This window comes from Trinickia mobilis (assembly GCF_017315705.1).
In the GTDB taxonomy this organism is placed as follows: Bacteria; Pseudomonadota; Gammaproteobacteria; order Burkholderiales; family Burkholderiaceae; genus Trinickia_A; species Trinickia_A mobilis.
In genome coordinates this window covers 1-16188 of record NZ_JAFLRF010000075.1, presented here as the reverse complement: position 1 = coordinate 16188, position 16188 = coordinate 1, and the positions used below count along the sequence as shown (strand labels likewise).

Genomic DNA, 16188 nt, shown 5'->3' with positions numbered 1-16188 from the left:
AGGAGCGGAATTTCCAGTCGGTCGATGCCGAATGGAGCAACGCCTTGGCGCAGCTTTCCCGCCCCGCCGTCATTGAATTGAAACAGGTGGCCTAAGGCGGCGGCTCGACTTCTTCACAACGACTGGAGATCACCATGAATATGGGCATTGCAGGCAAGACGGCGCTCGTTTGCGCCGCGAGCAAAGGGCTCGGGCGCGGCTGCGCCGAAGCGCTCGCCGCCGAGGGCGTCGAGCTCGTCATCCTCGCGCGCACGGCCGACACGCTCGAGGCGACCGCCGCCGATATCCGCGCGAAGACGGGCGCGAAAGTGCGCACGGTCGCGTGTGACATCACCACGCCGCAAGGGCGCGAGGCGGCGCTTGCCGCATGTCCGTCGCCCGACATCCTCGTGAACAATGCGGGCGGCCCGCCGCCGGGCGATTTTCGCAAGTACACGCACGACGACTGGATCCGCGCGCTCGAGGCCAACATGCTCACGCCGATCACGCTGATCCAGGCGACGATCGACGGCATGATCTCGCGCGGCTTCGGCCGCATCGTCAACATCACGAGCGCGGCCGTGAAGGCGCCGATCGACGTGCTCGGGCTCTCGAACGGCGCGCGCTCGGGGCTCACGGGCTTCGTCGCCGGTGTCGCGCGCAAGGTGGCCGAGCACAACGTGACGATCAACAACCTGCTCCCGGGCATTTTCGACACCGATCGCATGGGGGCGATGTTCGCGGCGCAGGCGCAGGCGAGAGGCATCAGCCTCGACGAGGCGCGCCGCCAGCGCATAAGCGGCATCCCGGCGGGCCGCTTCGGCAACCCCGCCGAGTTCGGCAAGGCGTGCGCGTACATTTGCAGCGCGCACGCCGGCTACATCACGGGGCAGAACCTGCTCATCGACGGCGGCGCGTATCCTGGCACCTTCTGAGCGCGGCGCGGCGCCCGCACTGCCTGCGAGCGGCGCCTCTTATCGTCTAATCTAGGCGTCGCGCTTAGTCACAGCAGCAATGAGATGAGACATGGCATTTCAATTCGAACTTGCTGGAAAGGTGGTATTGGTCACCGGAGCGTTCGGCGGCCTCGGGCTGCATTTCGCCCGGACGCGGGCCGAGCAGGGTTGCACCGTCGCAATGTGCGGTCGGCGTATCGAGTTGGGTATTGGCAAACCTACTGGGAGAAGAGTTTGACGACCCCTGCATCCACGACTTTCGCGATTTCCTCCATGCGCCATGTGATATGAGTCTCCATCAACTCGCGGCAACGCTTGGCATCACGCGCTTCAATAGCATCGAGGATCTCGAGGTGCTCGGCGAAAGCATCGTGCCCCCGTTGCTCGATGTCCACCCAACGCGCGAAATGAATGCGTGCATTGATGCCATACAGTGCACGCACCATTTCATTGTTGCCCGACATGGCAACGAGTCGCACATGAAACTCCTCGTCTCGGGTGACCAACTCGGCTGCGGGTGCGTGAGCCTTGTTCTTCATCACGTCCTTCCAGAACTTGCGCAATGCCCTCACGTCCTTGTCGTCTGTGCGCTGTACTGCAAGCTGCACGGCGGACGACTCGATACTGCGACGCAGTTCGAACAAATCGAAGATATCCTGCCGATTGAGTTCGCGAACATAGAACCCGCGATTAGGTACGAAGAGAAGAAGATTTTCAGCAACAAGCCGATTGAGTGCCTCCCGAAGCGGCGTGCGGCTCACCTGGAATTTCTCAGCGAGCTCCAGTTCATTGACTCTCTCACCCGGCCGGATGGTGTAGAGGACAGCCATGGTTTTCAATTGTTCGTACAGGTCGTTCACCGTAAGACCAGCGCGCTTGGGCGCGTTGGTCTCACGTACGCGCGGTCGCGACTCCCGTATCAATGAGGAGTACTTTGGCATTTCTCAGAATCCTTCCCAGGCGCCAGCGGCACCCATGTCATTCGATGTTCGGCCGCCACGCCTGAGGCACGCTTGCCTGCGGGCTTTCAAGGCGCGCGTCAGTTCGCTCACTTGCATTGGCTCGTGCTGTCCGGACAACATCGGTCCTGCGGAGAGCCAGAAAGTCTCGGCGGCACGCTTGGAATCAGTTCCAAGTGTCGGCAATGTTGTATTTTACAGCACACCCGCAACGTCATGTCAAAACTGATCGGCCTGACGCTGGCGAGTTATTGGGCGTCGTCGGCCGCAGGCCGGTCATGTGTGCCTTGGGAGAAGACCAGACGAAGGAGTGCCCCGGAGCGACCATGCCGGCGTTGCCCCAACTTGTTTCGGCGGCGACAGTAGGCTGGCGTTCGACAACTACGACTTCGTGACCATCCTTCTGCAACTGGTAGGCGGTTGTCACCCCGACTACTCCACCACCAAGCACTATTACTTTCATGATGTCCTCACATCTCAATTGCGCCAGTCGTTCGTGACTCGTGCGTCAGTTCTCCGGGGTTCCAGGCAGCGCCCCATTTGTACGAGACAGCGCCGAGCCGCTCAGGATCGAGCAGTCCATGTCGACGGCACCTGATGTCGAAAGGCGCGTCTTGTGCTGCGACGGTAGAGCGAAGCAAGCGCACTCCGTCGCGAGGCCGTCAGCCGGCCGCCTTCGATGGCGTGCGCGGGCCCGTCGATCGACGCCGCAAAGTGTATACATCACTGTAGATAATACAAAAAGCAAATACAATGAACTCTCTATCACCGTGTCGCCGCTCGCCGTCGCCCGTTTGCAGGATCAGTGTTTACCCGTTGCTTTGAGCACGCTCTGGGATCTATTTCCTGCTCGCTCTTGCTGATGAGCGGCTCCGGCCGGGGTTGCGTGAGCGTCCATCCGTACCGCATCAGGTGAAACGATCATTTGCTTTTCGCAATTTTGATCTGATAGTGTCTACACTGTTGTCGGCTGAAGTGCATTTTCAAAGTTGTTGAATCGCTGAATCGGTCCGGTTTCAGACGTGCAAACAGGGCTGCAGATGCCGAGCTGCTGTTCGACACAGGGTGCAATGTGGTACGGCGAGCTGTTTGACGTCCGAGGGGCTTGCAGCGACTACGTTCGGGTGTGATGCAACCGCGCGTGAAAACGGGGACTCGTTCTTATCACGCGCATGAGAGGAGATCTGGAAAATGAAAGCGACTCATACGAGGCTCGCCGCGCTTGCGGCCTTCATGGTGGTGACGACTGGCTCGGCGATGGCCGAGGCCCCGATCAAGATCGGCGTTCAGGCGCCTATCACAGGCGAGTACGCGGGCGAGGGGCAAGGCATCGAGAACGCTGTGAATTTGCTTGTTGAACAGCGCAATGCGGCGGGCGGAATCCTCGGCCGAAAAATCGAAGTCACGACCTGCGATGACGAAGGGAAGGCGGCTCAAGCCGCAATCTGTGCGCGACGGCTGGTGAACGAGGGTGTTGTTGCAGTGATTGGCAGTTACACCAGCGGAGCTGCACTGGCTGCTGCGCCCATCTACACCGCCGCCAACGTGATTCAGACAACCGACGCAAGCAGCGATGAGTTGACACAGCGCGGCTACAAAACATTCTTTCGCAATGCGCCGCCCAACAGTGCCGAGGCTGTTTTCACGGCCGAGTATCTGGTAAAGGCCAAGAAGTACCAGCGCATTGCGGTGCTCGCTGACCACTCCAGCTTTTCCAGTGGCCTTGCCGACAGCGTCCAGAAATCGGTGAAAGCGGCGGGTGGCAATGTCGTATCCAGCGGTTTCATCACGGCAGGCAGCCAGGATTACACGGCGGTCCTTACACAGATCAAATCCGAGGGCGCAGACGTCCTGTATTTCGCCGGCTACTACCCGGACGGCGGCCTGATCCGTTCGCAAATGGTTCAACTAAACATGCCCGCCAGCTTCGTCGGCGGCGATTCCAACCAGAACGTTGCGTTCGCCAAGATCGCCGGCAAGGCAGCCGAAGGCGCAGTCATGATCAACACCCCGGCACCTGAAAACTTGCCGTATCCGGAAGCGCGCGAGTTTCTGGCCAGCTACAAAGCTAAATATCATTCAGCTCCGCCTAGCATTTATACGTTTACAAACGCGGACGGTTTGCGCGCGGTGTTTGCCGCAATGGATGCAACAAAGAGCGCTGACGCCTCCAAGCTGGTGGACTACATGCATCAGATGAAGCAGTTCAATGGAATCACGGGCACGTTCGGGTGGGATGACAAGGGTGAGCGCGTGGGCAGTCCGTTCGTGGCCTTCGAAGTTACCGCGTTGGGGACCTACCACACTATCTATCCTGCCCAGCAAAACGCGAGCAAGTGAGGGAGGCGGTTGCGCGCAGACCGACGGCAACCCCGCGGTCTGCGTTCTGGATATAAGCAGTGGATCTTTGCGGGTCTGAAATTATGGATTTCATCTGGCAGCAAGTCGTGAACGGTTTAACCGTCGGGGGCATCTACGCACTGATTGCACTCGGATATACGATGGTCTACGGCGTCATGAAGATGATCAATTTTGCACATGGAGATCTGTGCGCGCTTGGTGCATTCGTCGGCCTGACCGTGCTGAGTAGCGGGTTCCTCAGCCATGTTCCCGGAGGGGCAATCATTGCGCTGATTGTTGTCTTTGCTCTCGCGATCATTGTGGTCTCGATCACAGGCACGCTCCTTGAGCGAATCGCTTACCGGCCGCTTCGCAAGGCGAACAGGCTCTCCCCGATGGTGTCGGCGCTCGGGGCGTCCATGCTTATCGAAAACGGGATGATGGTGATATGGGGACCCAATGTCAGCGTTTTTCCGGCTGGTGCCTTGCCTGAGAAAAGCTGGGTGATCGGCGGAGCATCCATCAGCTTCGTGCAGATCCTCATTATCTTCGGTGCTCTTCTGCTGATGGCCGGATTGCACCTGTTCGTCAATCACACGAGGCTGGGCACGGCGATTCGGGCTGCCGCAATCGATCAGGATGCCGCACGGCTGATGGGGATCAACGTTAACCGGGTAATCGGCACCGTATTCGTGATCGGTCCGGCTCTCGGCGCAGTCGGTGGCCTCTTTATCGGCCTCTATTATCACCAGGCCTATTTCACGATGGGCTGGTCGTACGGCCTTAATGCGTTCATTGCGGCCATTCTCGGCGGCATCGGGAACATTCCTGGCGCCATGCTCGGAGGTCTGCTCCTCGGGCTGGTGAACGCTTTCGGCGCTGGCTATATCTCCAGCTCTTGGCAGGACGCGATTACCTTCGGCTTACTGATAGCAATTCTTATTGTCAGGCCATCTGGCTTGCTCGGCGAACGCGTGGCAAACAAGGTTTGAGGGAATCATGGCGAATCAAAGTAGTGAAGTTCTGGATGCAAATCGTGTTAAGCCGGACGGGCTTGAGCCTTCCAACTCAAAAAAGACGGGACCGATGTCATTCACATCGACACGAAAACGCGGAAGCATGATTGGTTACCTGTTGTGGCTGGCGGGCCTGCTTCTGCCCGTTGTGTTCTCGTCATCATGGGTGACCATCGGTGGCATCTTTGCCGTATACGCGATTGTCGCGCTTTCGCAAGACGTCGTACTGGGCCGCGCTGGGATATATGACATGGGGCATGCGGTGTACTTCGGTGTCGGGGCATACGTGTCGGCCATTCTGAACGTGTCGTTCAACTGGCCCATCCTGTACACAGTGCCGCTCGCCATTGGCTCGGCTGCCCTGCTCGGCGCGTTGCTGTCGGCTCCCATAGCGAAGCTGCGTGGCGACTACCTGTTGCTCGTTACACTTGGGCTCAATGCGATCTTTGTCCTTGCGCTGAAGAACAATCTGTTTGGTGTGACGGGTGGACCCGACGGAATATTTGGTGTTGGCGCACCGACCGTGTTTGGCTACGTGCTAGGGAGTCAGTCCGCTCTTTTCTACATGAACTGGGTAGCACTTGCGATCGTATTGTGGCTGGTTGGGAACCTCGACAGGTCGGCGCTTGGTCGTACATTCAGGTATCTAAAAAGTGACGAACTGGCAGCCGTGACGGTTGGAGTGAATCCACGCATTTATAAGGTAGGTGCATTCGCGCTGGCCGCCGCCATCGCCGGCTTTGCCGGCTCGTTGTTCGCAATGCAGCTCTCGGGCGTGAGTCCCGGGTCATTCCAGTTTGCAGATTCCGTGACCCTGTTTGCAATCGTGTTGGTTGGTGGCCAGGCATCCGTCCCGGGCGTCCTTCTTGGGACGGCATTGATGTTTGTCGTACCTCAGGTCTTCACGAGTCTTGCGCAGTACCGTTACCTTGTCTTCGGTGCGGCGATGATCGCGATCATGATTGCGCGTCCTCAGGGAATCTGGCCGTCGAGGAGGGCTGCACGATGACAACGCAACAGCGCGTAAAGGAGTCGGTCGAACCTCGCGAAACGATGCTTGAGCTGGAAAATGTGGGAATCAGCTTCGGCGGACTTCGAGCTGTCGATGGTCTCGGCTTCAAGATACGGCGCTCGGAAGTCGTTGGTCTGATAGGCCCTAACGGCGCAGGCAAAACCACCGTATTTAACCTGATAACGAGCATCTATCGACCAACTGACGGCGCGATCCGCTGGCGCGGCAAGGAGATTACGGGTTTGCCTCCCTATCGTATCGCCGAAATGGGAATCCGTCGTACGTTTCAGACGATCCGGCTCTTTTCCGACATGACCGTTCTCGAGAACGTTGCTGCCGGCGCTCATCGTCAGATCCGGCAGCGCTGGTGGCAAGGTCTTCTGAATACGTCAACCCAGCAAAAGGAGGAGCGCGAACTCCTGGAGCGGGCGCACGCCGTTTTGGAGCGTCTGGATCTGGCGGCGGTGGCTAACGAACTGGCGGTTTCACTCCCGTACGGCGCACAACGTCGAGTTGAACTGGCGAGAACGCTCATTGCAGAGCCCGAACTGGTCATTCTCGATGAGCCGGCCGCCGGGCTGAACGATCAGGAGTCGGAGGAGCTCAATGCGACCATCCGTGCGATTCGAGATAGCGGGATCGCAATTTTGCTCGTCGAACACGATATGAACGTCGTGATGAACGTTACCGACCACATCGTCGTAATTAACTTTGGCAAGAAGATTGCTGAGGGCACTCCTGCCGAAATCCGAACTAATCCGCAGGTAATCGAAGCTTATCTCGGGCAGCCGGACGATGATGACGAGGCGCAAGCGCCCGAGGAAAAGCGTGGAGTCGCTATATGAGCCTTTTAACCGTTGAGAATCTGCGAGTGAGTTACGGGCAGATCGAAGCTCTGAAGGGGATTTCACTGCACGTCGAGCGTGGCGAGGTGGTCGCCATCCTCGGAGCCAACGGTGCGGGAAAGACAACCCTGATGCGCGCGCTGAGCGGGCTTCTCAAACCGCAGTCCGGAAAATTGCTCTTCGAGGGTGAGGATATCGTCCGGCGCAGTGCGGACAGTATTGTCAGGCTAGGAATTGGCCAGTCCCCTGAAGGGAGGCGCGTCTTCGGAACGCTGACCGTCGCCGAGAATCTGCGGCTGGGCGGATACACGCGGCCCAGCGCCGAAATCTCTCAGAGTTGTGAGGCCGTGTACGGCATCTTTCCGCGATTGTACGAACGACGAGCTCAACTAGCCGGCACCCTCTCGGGGGGCGAGCAGCAAATGGTTGCGATCGGCCGCGCACTCGTTAGCAAACCGAAGCTCCTGCTGCTCGACGAGCCGAGTCTCGGGCTTGCACCCATCATCATCCGTGAGATTTTCCGTGTGCTTGGCGAGATCCGTAAAACCGGAGTAACGATATTGCTGGTTGAGCAGAATGCGCGAACTGCACTCAAGCTCGCCGACCGTGGGTATGTCCTCGAGGTTGGCCGGTGTGTGCACGAAGCGCCGGCGAGAGCGCTTCTGGCATCTCCCGAAATGCAGGCGGCCTATTTGGGCCACGCCTGACGGAAACCGATCCACAAAGGGGAAAAGTTTCGTCCAATATTCATAAAGTGTAGACACATATGAATAATGCCTCTACGCTTTATATGTTGGCTTTTTATCATCAAGGAGAGGTTATGCAGGTCAAGCGTTATGAAAGCGGAAAGCGGATGAGCCAGGCCGTTGTTTATGGCGGACTCGGCTTCCTGGCTGGGCAGGTTGCCGACGATCCGAATCAGGACGTGAAGGGTCAGACGACGCAGATTCTGGCAAAAATTGACCGGCTACTGGAGCAGATTGGATCGGACAAGACCAGGATCCTGTCAGCAAGCATCTGGCTCGCGGACTACAAGACGTTCTCCGAAATGAACGAGATCTGGGACGCATGGGTGCCGGAGGGGCAGGCGCCGGCTCGCGCCTGCGTTGAATCCAAGCTGGCGTTCCCGCAGTACACGGTCGAAATCGCTGTGATCGCTGCGGTGTGAGGTTGTGGTGCCTCTGGTCAGCGTCGCGTGCCAATCAGAGGCAGCAACATGAAATACGGATTACGGTAGCACACGGCATCAACTGGTCATTACTTCGTCGTGGCACTCCAGATCGAGTCCGCGATGACCATAACGTCGAATGGATCTTCTTCAAATGGAAACCTCGGAATCTGCAGACACCTACGTCCGCCTTGATTTTTCGCTTGACGAGGGTATCTCGCATCGGACGGCCATTGGCCTCGTAGTGCTCGCAACGGACCATACGATCGAATACGAGTGGCGAAAGCTTCTTGCGCTTGACGGCGTCGGGTTCTATGAGAGCCGTATTGCCAACTCAGCGAAGATCACGCCGGAAACGCTCGTGCAGATGGACGGTCTGATTGCGCCGGGTGTTGAGGTCATTCGTCCGGGCGAGCGTCTCGATGTGGTGGCGTTCGGTTGCACATCGGCGTCGATGGTTCTCGGGGAAGAGAAGGTGTTCGAAAGGATCAAGGAGGCGCGTCCGAACGCCGCGTGCACAACCCCGATTACAGCGGCCCGTGTTGGGTTGAATGCCTTGGGCGCACGACGCATCGCCCTGTTGACGCCGTATGTGCGCAGGATCAATGAGTCCATGCGCGACTATCTCGCTGTGCGAGGAATTGATGTCGTGCGGATGGGATCGTTCGAGCACTCGGACGATAACGAGGTTGCGCGGATCGACTCCGCGTCGGTGCGCCAGGCTATCCTGAGCATCGGCCGTCACGATGACGTCGAGGCCGTGTTCGTCTCCTGTACGTCACTGCGGCTAGCCGACGACGTGGTGGCGATCGAAAGAGAACTCGGCAAGCCGGTAACGTCCAGCAACCATGCAATGGCTTGGCACGCGCTCAGACTCGGTGGGGTTGACGATTCGCTTCCCCAGTTTGGACGACTCTTCACCGTTTAGGTCGTTGGGATCTAGCAGGTTTTTATCATGAGTGCATCACAGAATTGGCACGAGACGTTTGACGTCCTGTTCGTAGGCTCTGGTTCCGCAGCGCTTTCGGCAGCTCTTAGAGCCAGTGCGGGCGGCCTGAGTTGCAAGATCCTCGAGAAGACTGCACTAATTGGCGGAACGAGCGCAATGTCCGGGGCAGGCACCTGGATCCCGGCAAACCACCATGCCGCCGCTGCTGGACTCGAGGACAGCGTTGATGATGCGTTGACCTACCTGCGTGCCGCATCTCCCCGGGGTTGGCAAGCGACTGAAGACGATCTGTGGGCCTCGTTCGCGCGAGCCGCCCCTCGCGCTCTTGAGTTCATCGAGGCAGCGACGCCACTACGTTTTGCACTCACGCAGGAGCCGGACATCATGCCGGAGCGGGCCGGAGGAAAGCTGCGCGGCCGCATGCTTTCGCCGAAGCCTCTGAGCAAATGGATTGTTGGAAGCTTTTCGGGAAAGATACGCCCCTCAACGCTCCCGCACCTCTTTACGTATCAGGAAGTATATGACGGGGATCTTTATCATCGACCTGTCTGGGCCGCGCTGCGCGTCATGCATCGACTCATCTGGCGTGTGTTGTCCCGAAGCCGTGCACAGGGAAGTGCACTTGTGATCGGGTTGCTTAGGGGGTGTCTCGACAAGGGCTGCAGCGTTTCGACGAACGCTCGGGTCGTGGAACTCATCAAGGACAATTGCACCGGTAGGATCATTGGACTTGTCGCCGATATGAATGGAGCAAGAAAGCGCCTTCGCGCCAATGTCGGCGTCGTCATTGCGTCTGGCGGGTTCGAGTGGAATCGAGAGATGCTGAACGAACATTTCCCAGGCAAGCTGGACTGGCTGGGGAGTCCTCGTAGCAACGAAGGCGATGGTCATCGAATGGTGTCAACCGTCGGCGGTGCGCTTGCTCACATGGACCAGGCCAATGTCTATCCCGCCATACCGACACGCTACGAAGGCAGGCTTCACGGACTGCCCACGATTTTCCAGGCGGAAAAGCACGCAATTGTCGTCAATCGATCGGGCAAGCGATTTGTCAGTGAATATGACTTCAATATCGGCGTTGCCGTCGACCGGCGCGATGGAAAAACAGGCCGGCCCGAGCATCTGCCGGCGTGGGTGATCGCGGACAGCCGGCTCCTGAAGGACGCGCCTCCGCTCGGGTGGTATTCACGCAAGGATCCAAGCTGGATGGTGCGAGCGTCGACTTTGCGTGAACTTGCCACCAAGATCGGAGTTCCCGCTGAGGCGCTCGCCGAGACCGTGTCGCGGTTCAATGATTTCTGCGCGGATGGTCGGGATCTTGATTTCCACCGCGGAGAGAGCGCGTGGGAGCAATTCAAGGCTGGAGGTCCCAACAGCGCATTAGGGCCGATCGACCGTCCGCCGTATCTCGCCGCGCCCTTTAACCGGTCGATTCTTGGTACAAAGGGCGGGGCCCGGACTAATAGTGCGGGTCAAGTGCTTCGGGCGGATGACAGCGTCATACCGGGGCTTTACGCCGCAGGCCTTTCTATGGCGAACCCGATTGGTACGCTTGCCGTTGGTCCCGGCACGACTATCGGGCCTAATTTAACGTGGGGCTTCATCTGCGGAGAAGCGCTTTTGAGTGAAAAAGAGGTTCGGCAGGAGCAACTGGCGGTCCACGCCTGACGGCCAGGTCGCAACGGACATCGAGCAAGGCAGCCGGCGGCTTCTCCGGTACGTATAGGACAAGGAGCATTTGATTGGCCGTTCTGCAACCGCCACACCACTGGCGCAAGATCTCGAAAGAAGAAACGCTCGACTATCCTCAGCTTGCCCATCCCGCGGAATGCGATTTCGCCATCATCGGCGGTGGTCTTTCGGGGCTGTCGGCGGCGATCGAGCTTGCCCGAATGGGCGGCTCGGTAAGCCTTCTAGAGCAGGACAGCATCGGACAAGCGGCGTCGGGGAGGAACAATGGTCAGGTTATCCCCCACCACTCGCTAAAGAGTCCCAGGGAAATCGAAGCGCTTCTAGGCAAAGAAAGAGGAACGCGATACAACACGATGGTCGCAACCGCGCCATCCAATCTGTTCGATCTCATCGACCGGTACGAGATCGCTTGCGACTCTGTACGCAACGGATGGATCCAGGCGTGTCATTCGACCACGACTCTGAAACGGGGAAGGATTTTCCATGACGAGTGGAAGACGTTCGGTGCTCCGGTCGAGTGGCTTGATCGCGATGCGCTGTCGGCGCGTATGGGCAGCGCTGCCTACCCGGGCGGATGGAAAGCGCACCGAGCTGGGCATTTGAATCCCTACGCCTTGTGCCGCGGCATGGCGCGCGCGGCTGCTTTGGAGGGAGCGAGCATCTACGAGCATTCACCGGTGACACGAATTCTCCGCGACGGCGATCGCTGGACGCTCGAGTCTCCGCGCGGCGCGTTGCGTGCAAAGTTCGCGTTGGTGGTGACCAACGCGTTGACGGGAAATTTCTGGCCGCACCTGAAACGGTCGCTCATTCCTGTGCGCTTATATCAGGTCGCAACCGAGCGGCTCAGCTCGGATCAACGCCTCAGCGTATTACCAGGAAACGAGGGCGTGTCGGACACGCGCCGCGACATTTTCGCTTGCCGATACGACTCCGACGGCCGCCTCGAGGCAGTGGGTGCGCACACCTTTTGGCACGACGCCGCCCTGCGTGGTAAGGAAGCCGTTCTGGCCAAATTTCATGCGGCATTCCCACAGCTGCGTGGACTGGCAGCCGCGGAATATTGGGAGGGCACGCTTGCGGTCGTGCCTGACCGTATTCCGCGCTTAATGGAGCTGGCTCCAGGCCTTCTGTTTGCTGGGGTGTACTCGGGTCGCGGTGTCGCTATGAGTACGGTATGGGGAGCTGCAGCTGCGCGCTTGCTCGCTGGTGCCGCTGACGAACGGGATATGCCGGTGCCCGTTACGCCAATGCGGACAGTCTTGGGGTACGACTTCGCTGTCCATGTCGCACGATTTGTCCATCCGTGGCATCGCTTCCTGGATCGGATCGAGGCGAAAGCTTCCAACCGAAACTAGGCGGAATTGACCGAGCCCTCGCGATGGCAATCTGCCGCCTTCCTTGTCGAGCCGTCCAGCAGCGTGCTCCCGATTCGTAGGTCTAGAGAGCCAGAGGGCTCGACGTCGACCCAACCTCTCGTAGTGCCTTGTTGATTCGTGGGTTGGGAACGTGTCCCTCGCACAGCATTGAGACGTCTGCGCCCGCCTTTGGGTGTGTTTGGTGATGTCCGGATCCCGGGTAAACGCCAACGCCATAGTGTCGACACTTGTGTAGAATAAATGGCGTGGGGTTAGCCGAGGCGCTCGCAACGCGGCAGTCACATCGCAGGAGAGATGCATGGATTATTCAATGACCCGTTTGCCGCTTTCGGACGAAACGAGGTTGCCGCGCGGCAGTATCGTGGCGCTGATCACGCCGTTCGCGAAGGACGGCGGACTGGATCGGACAGCGTTGCGCAAGCTGATCGACTTTCACGTCACAAGCGGGACTGCGGCTATCGCGGTTGTCGGCACGACCGGGGAGTCTTCGACGCTTTCGCATGTCGAGCACCGCGAAGTCATTGCCGCTGCAGTCGAGTACGCTGAGGGCAGGATTCATATCATGGCTGGCGTCGGCGCAAACTCGACGTCGGAAGCAGTCGAGCTCGCACGGTTCGCTTCAGACCATGGCGCCAGTTCGCTGCTTAGCGTCGTGCCCTACTACGTCAAGCCTACGCAACAAGGGCTATTCGATCATTTCACCGCGCAAGCCGATGTGGTTCGGATTCCGCTCGTGCTTTACAACGTCCCCGGGCGTACGGTCACTGACATGACCGCATCGACGGTTGCGCGTCTGGCACACCATCCGAACATCCGTGGTTTGAAGGACGCTACCGGCGACATGGCGCGTGCGGTGGAGATCCTGAGGGCGCTGCCGTCGGGCTTTGCGCTTTACAGTGGAGACGACTTCACGTCATTGCCGTATCTGGCTCTCGGCGGGTGGGGTGTCATCTCCGTTCTGGCCAATGTTGTGCCCGCGAAAGTCGTCGAAATGTGCTCGCTCATGGAGCAAGGCAAGATTGCACGCGCTCGCCGGCTGTTCGTGCAACTTCAGCCGCTGACGCGGGCGCTTTTTGCGGAAACCAGTCCGGGTCCAGTCAAGTACGCAGCTAGCCTGCTTGGACAATGCGAAGCGACGTTGCGGCTGCCGTTGGTGATTCCCGGGGAACCGACACGTCGACTCATCGAACAATGCGTCAAGGGAGAACTCGAACATGCTGCGTGAACCTTCGAGCGATCCTACCCGCGATTGCGCGATTGAGGGGCTGCCGAATCCGAGTGCACTCGAACGGCTCAACCAATGGTTCACAAGAAACGACGTTACCCGTTCAGCCGTAACGCGCGCCTCGCGTCTGTCAGGCGGGGCTATTCAAGAGAACTGGCGCTTGGAGATGAGCGACGGTCGGTCGTTTGTGCTTCGGACCGACGCCGATGCAGCAATTCCGACCAGTTGCACGCGTGCAGAAGAATATCTTAGATATCGACTGGCGTTCGACCACGGCGCACGCGTAGCACGACCATATGGATTGTGTGAAGACCTTAGCGTCATCGGCAAACCATTCTTCATTCTGGAGTTCGTGAGCGGCGTTGCGGCGGGTCACCTGCTCACCAAAGGGAATGCGTCTGTGTCCGATCGCGAGGCACTCGCCTTTGAGTTGGGCGAGTTGATTGGAGTTGTTCATCGCACGCCTGCTGACGCAGTGCTCGCGGCGATGGGGCCGAGGCCGGAGTCGGCAGTGTCCGCATCAATCGATCACCTGCGGGGGCAACTGGATGCTTTGCCCGACGTCCACCCGGCGCTGGAACTGTGCCTGCGTGACCTGGAATCGAAGCTGTGCGCAGCGACTGAGGGGGTTTTTACGCACGGCGACTTTCGCACCGGGAACTATATGGTCGACAACGGACGTGTGTGCGCAATTCTCGACTGGGAATTTTCGGGGTGGGGCCATCCGCTGGAAGACCTCGGCTGGTTTACCGCGCCATGCTGGCGATTCGGCCGGCCGGACCTGAGCGCCGGTGGCATCGGTTCGCTTCGAAGCTTCCTTGAGGGGTACCGGCAGGCCACCGGTCGCGAGATCCAACCGGATGAATTAGGAGAGTGGCAAGCGCTGGCTCAGGTGAAATGGGCCGTGATTGCGCTTCATCAGGAAGAGCGCCATGCGTCCGGCGCACAGCGCAGTCTTGAGCTCGCATTGTCGGGCCGACTTGTCGCCGGATTGACGCTTGAAGCGATGAACCTCCTGGAGATCCGTTGATGAATGCCACCGAAAAGGTGCTGGATTTGCTCACGCAGGCGCACGGTACGCTGACTCAGGCTGTCATCCCGTCCGCCTCGAAGCAGGAACGATACGACTGTCTGATGATTGCGAACGCACTTCGCATCGTCGAGCGTCATTTCCGGGCGTCTCCGGAAAACGGGCTGACTGCCATGACAGACGGTCTACTCGGAGAGGTCGTGATCGTCAAAGGTATCCGGGCCGGTCAATTCGATGCCGGCTGCCCGATGCGCACGCAGTTGATTGCAAATCTGCGTGACCGACTGGCCCGTCAACTGGTGATCGACAACCCACGCTTAGTCGAACAACTCACTCAACCCCCCCGAGAGGCTGACGGACATGGATTTTTCCATTGATTCTTCCACACGCGAAGTGCGCCAGCAAATTCGCACCTTCGTCAATGAAATCCTGCTGCCGCTCGAAGCAAAGGCGAACTCGTACGACGAGCATGAAAACATCGCAGAAGTCCTGCTTGCAGAGCTTCGCGCCCAAGCGCGAACGCGCGGACTTTGGGCATTGCAGATGCCTCGCGAGCACGGGGGCGGTGGGCTTTCGATTGCGCAAATGGCCGTGTGCTACGAGGAGATGAACCGTTCCATTTTCGGCCCCGTCGTGTTCAATTCCGCAGCTCCGGACGATGGCAACATGATTTTGCTGAACAAGGTGGCGACCCCAGCTCAAAAGGAACGTTGGCTGCAGCCGATCATCGACGGCAAGGTTCGCTCCGCGTTTGCGATGACCGAACCAGCGCCTGGCGCCGGTTCTGATCCGTCGATGATGCTGACGACGGCCGAGCGTGTCGGCGACAAGTGGGTCATCCGCGGCCGCAAATGGTTTATCACCGGAGCCGAAGCAGCCAGCCACTTCATCGTGATCGCACGGACATCGTCGGATGCTCGCAAGGGTCTGTCGGCTTTCCTGTTTCATGCGAACGACCCGGGTTGGCGGATCGTCCGCCGCATTCCCATCATGGGGCCCGAGGAGCATGGCGGGCACTGCGAGATCGAGTTCGATGGGCTCGAGATTCCTGACGATCAACTGCTGATGGGGATCGGCGACGGCCTCAAGGCCACCCAGATTCGACTCGGCACCGCTCGTCTCACGCACTGCATGCGCTGGAACGGTATGGCACGCCGAGCACTCGAGCTGGCGGTCGCGCACGTCAACACTCGAAAGACGGGTGGTCAGTTGCTCGCCGAGCGTGAGGGGGTGCAGTGGCTGCTCGGCGAAGCGGCGATGAAACTGGACGTTGCGCGACTGCTTACCATGCGCGCGGCGTGGTATCTGGACCAAGGCGATTTTGCGCGCCCGGAAATCTCGATGGCCAAGATTGCGTCGTCCGAGAGCTTGCATCAGGTGATCGACACGGCGATCCAACTGCACGGTGCGAAAGGATATTCGAAGGATACGCCGCTCGAATGGATGTACCGCTATGCGCGACAGGCGCGTCTTGTGGACGGTGCGTCGGAGGTGCACAAGATGGTTGTTGCGCGCGCACTGCTCGAGGGTGGGACCGACATGTGGAGTTGGAAAACTCAGTCTGCAGGAGCTTACGCTGGAGCAAAGGAGTGAACGTGACACTACGTAAAGTTACCCTCGACGACAAGTATGCGCTCG

Annotated in this window: 16 protein-coding genes and 1 pseudogene; 15 read left to right on the top strand and 2 right to left on the bottom strand. The window is 59.1% G+C overall.

Translation table 11 applies throughout. From position 1 onward, the window contains the following. The first annotated feature begins 134 nt into the window (after positions 1-134). Together J3489_RS36245 and J3489_RS36240 are read left to right on the top strand one after the other, a co-directional pair. A complete protein-coding gene (locus J3489_RS36245; RefSeq protein WP_207005612.1) occupies positions 135-914 on the top strand; it encodes an SDR family oxidoreductase in 780 nt (259 codons plus the stop codon). 91 nt (positions 915-1005) lie between these two features. Further along, positions 1006-1143 (top strand): annotated as a pseudogene (locus tag J3489_RS36240) (SDR family NAD(P)-dependent oxidoreductase); the annotation flags it as partial. Between the two features lie 10 nt (positions 1144-1153). On the opposite strand, the gene J3489_RS36235 reads toward J3489_RS36240, so the two are convergent. Next, the gene (locus tag J3489_RS36235) at positions 1154-1876 is read right to left on the bottom strand and encodes a GntR family transcriptional regulator (protein WP_207005610.1); all 723 of its coding nucleotides are present in this window, start codon (positions 1874-1876) and stop codon (positions 1154-1156) included. Positions 1877-2108: 232 nt separating this feature from the next. Next, positions 2109-2357, bottom strand: coding sequence for an FAD-dependent oxidoreductase (locus J3489_RS36230; RefSeq protein ID WP_255555390.1), 249 nt, complete (start codon positions 2355-2357; stop codon positions 2109-2111). Between the two features lie 728 nt (positions 2358-3085). Between J3489_RS36230 and J3489_RS36225 the strand changes: the two genes are divergently transcribed. The 13 genes from J3489_RS36225 (at position 3086) to J3489_RS36165 (ending at position 16143) form a co-directional block, all read left to right on the top strand. Continuing rightward, positions 3086-4234 (top strand): branched-chain amino acid ABC transporter substrate-binding protein, encoded by a 1149-nt coding sequence (locus tag J3489_RS36225; protein WP_207005609.1) that lies wholly within the window; start codon positions 3086-3088, stop codon positions 4232-4234. An 83-nt stretch (positions 4235-4317) separates the two neighbouring features. Beyond that, on the top strand, positions 4318-5226 hold the full coding sequence (locus J3489_RS36220) for a branched-chain amino acid ABC transporter permease (protein ID WP_207005608.1): 909 nt from the start codon (positions 4318-4320) through the stop codon (positions 5224-5226). Positions 5227-5233: 7 nt separating this feature from the next. After that, on the top strand, positions 5234-6259 hold the full coding sequence (locus J3489_RS36215) for a branched-chain amino acid ABC transporter permease (RefSeq protein ID WP_242540584.1): 1026 nt from the start codon (positions 5234-5236) through the stop codon (positions 6257-6259). Then, positions 6256-7107: an ABC transporter ATP-binding protein gene (locus J3489_RS36210; protein WP_242540583.1), complete on the top strand. Its 852-nt coding sequence runs from the start codon at positions 6256-6258 to the stop codon at positions 7105-7107. Before J3489_RS36215 ends, J3489_RS36210 begins: the two co-directional genes overlap by 4 nt. Beyond that, positions 7104-7814 carry an ABC transporter ATP-binding protein gene (locus J3489_RS36205; RefSeq protein WP_207005607.1) on the top strand — a complete coding sequence of 237 codons (711 nt, stop codon included), beginning with the start codon at positions 7104-7106 and terminating at the stop codon, positions 7812-7814. Before J3489_RS36210 ends, J3489_RS36205 begins: the two co-directional genes overlap by 4 nt. 113 nt (positions 7815-7927) lie before the next feature. Beyond that, entirely contained in the window at positions 7928-8275 is a 348-nt protein-coding gene (locus J3489_RS36200) for a RidA family protein (RefSeq protein ID WP_207005614.1), read from the top strand. A 154-nt stretch (positions 8276-8429) separates the two neighbouring features. Next, a complete protein-coding gene (locus J3489_RS36195) occupies positions 8430-9203 on the top strand; it encodes a maleate cis-trans isomerase family protein (protein ID WP_207005606.1) in 774 nt (257 codons plus the stop codon). A 27-nt stretch (positions 9204-9230) separates the two neighbouring features. Further along, the gene (locus J3489_RS36190) at positions 9231-10892 is read left to right on the top strand and encodes an FAD-binding protein (protein ID WP_207005605.1); all 1662 of its coding nucleotides are present in this window, start codon (positions 9231-9233) and stop codon (positions 10890-10892) included. A 74-nt stretch (positions 10893-10966) separates the two neighbouring features. Continuing rightward, the gene (locus tag J3489_RS36185; protein ID WP_207005604.1) at positions 10967-12274 is read left to right on the top strand and encodes an NAD(P)/FAD-dependent oxidoreductase; all 1308 of its coding nucleotides are present in this window, start codon (positions 10967-10969) and stop codon (positions 12272-12274) included. A gap of 319 nt (positions 12275-12593) precedes the next feature. Continuing rightward, on the top strand, positions 12594-13520 hold the full coding sequence (dapA, locus tag J3489_RS36180; RefSeq protein ID WP_242540582.1) for a 4-hydroxy-tetrahydrodipicolinate synthase: 927 nt from the start codon (positions 12594-12596) through the stop codon (positions 13518-13520). Continuing rightward, positions 13510-14550 carry a phosphotransferase family protein gene (locus J3489_RS36175; protein WP_207005603.1) on the top strand — a complete coding sequence of 347 codons (1041 nt, stop codon included), beginning with the start codon at positions 13510-13512 and terminating at the stop codon, positions 14548-14550. The genes dapA and J3489_RS36175 overlap by 11 nt, the downstream gene beginning before the upstream one ends. After that, positions 14550-14927 (top strand): DUF6285 domain-containing protein, encoded by a 378-nt coding sequence (locus tag J3489_RS36170; protein WP_207005602.1) that lies wholly within the window; start codon positions 14550-14552, stop codon positions 14925-14927. Before J3489_RS36175 ends, J3489_RS36170 begins: the two co-directional genes overlap by 1 nt. Next, positions 14911-16143 carry an acyl-CoA dehydrogenase family protein gene (locus J3489_RS36165; RefSeq protein WP_207005601.1) on the top strand — a complete coding sequence of 411 codons (1233 nt, stop codon included), beginning with the start codon at positions 14911-14913 and terminating at the stop codon, positions 16141-16143. The genes J3489_RS36170 and J3489_RS36165 overlap by 17 nt, the downstream gene beginning before the upstream one ends. Positions 16144-16188: the final 45 nt, after the last annotated feature.

Excerpts from the sequence above, each read along its gene's own strand:
- J3489_RS36175 (WP_207005603.1), top strand. The coding sequence starts at position 13,510 with ATGCTGCGTGAACCTTCGAGCGATCCTACCCGCGATTGCGCGATTGAG.
- J3489_RS36215 (WP_242540584.1), top strand. The coding sequence starts at position 5,234 with ATGGCGAATCAAAGTAGTGAAGTTCTGGATGCAAATCGTGTTAAGCCG.
- J3489_RS36170 (WP_207005602.1), top strand. The coding sequence starts at position 14,550 with ATGAATGCCACCGAAAAGGTGCTGGATTTGCTCACGCAGGCGCACGGT.
- dapA (WP_242540582.1), top strand. The coding sequence starts at position 12,594 with ATGGATTATTCAATGACCCGTTTGCCGCTTTCGGACGAAACGAGGTTG.
- J3489_RS36235 (WP_207005610.1), bottom strand. The coding sequence starts at position 1,876 with ATGCCAAAGTACTCCTCATTGATACGGGAGTCGCGACCGCGCGTACGT.
- J3489_RS36195 (WP_207005606.1), top strand. The coding sequence starts at position 8,430 with ATGGAAACCTCGGAATCTGCAGACACCTACGTCCGCCTTGATTTTTCG.
- J3489_RS36200 (WP_207005614.1), top strand. The coding sequence starts at position 7,928 with ATGCAGGTCAAGCGTTATGAAAGCGGAAAGCGGATGAGCCAGGCCGTT.
- J3489_RS36245 (WP_207005612.1), top strand. The coding sequence starts at position 135 with ATGAATATGGGCATTGCAGGCAAGACGGCGCTCGTTTGCGCCGCGAGC.
- J3489_RS36190 (WP_207005605.1), top strand. The coding sequence starts at position 9,231 with ATGAGTGCATCACAGAATTGGCACGAGACGTTTGACGTCCTGTTCGTA.
- J3489_RS36210 (WP_242540583.1), top strand. The coding sequence starts at position 6,256 with ATGACAACGCAACAGCGCGTAAAGGAGTCGGTCGAACCTCGCGAAACG.
- J3489_RS36165 (WP_207005601.1), top strand. The coding sequence starts at position 14,911 with ATGGATTTTTCCATTGATTCTTCCACACGCGAAGTGCGCCAGCAAATT.
- J3489_RS36230 (WP_255555390.1), bottom strand. The coding sequence starts at position 2,357 with ATGAAAGTAATAGTGCTTGGTGGTGGAGTAGTCGGGGTGACAACCGCC.
- J3489_RS36225 (WP_207005609.1), top strand. The coding sequence starts at position 3,086 with ATGAAAGCGACTCATACGAGGCTCGCCGCGCTTGCGGCCTTCATGGTG.
- J3489_RS36205 (WP_207005607.1), top strand. The coding sequence starts at position 7,104 with ATGAGCCTTTTAACCGTTGAGAATCTGCGAGTGAGTTACGGGCAGATC.
- J3489_RS36220 (WP_207005608.1), top strand. The coding sequence starts at position 4,318 with ATGGATTTCATCTGGCAGCAAGTCGTGAACGGTTTAACCGTCGGGGGC.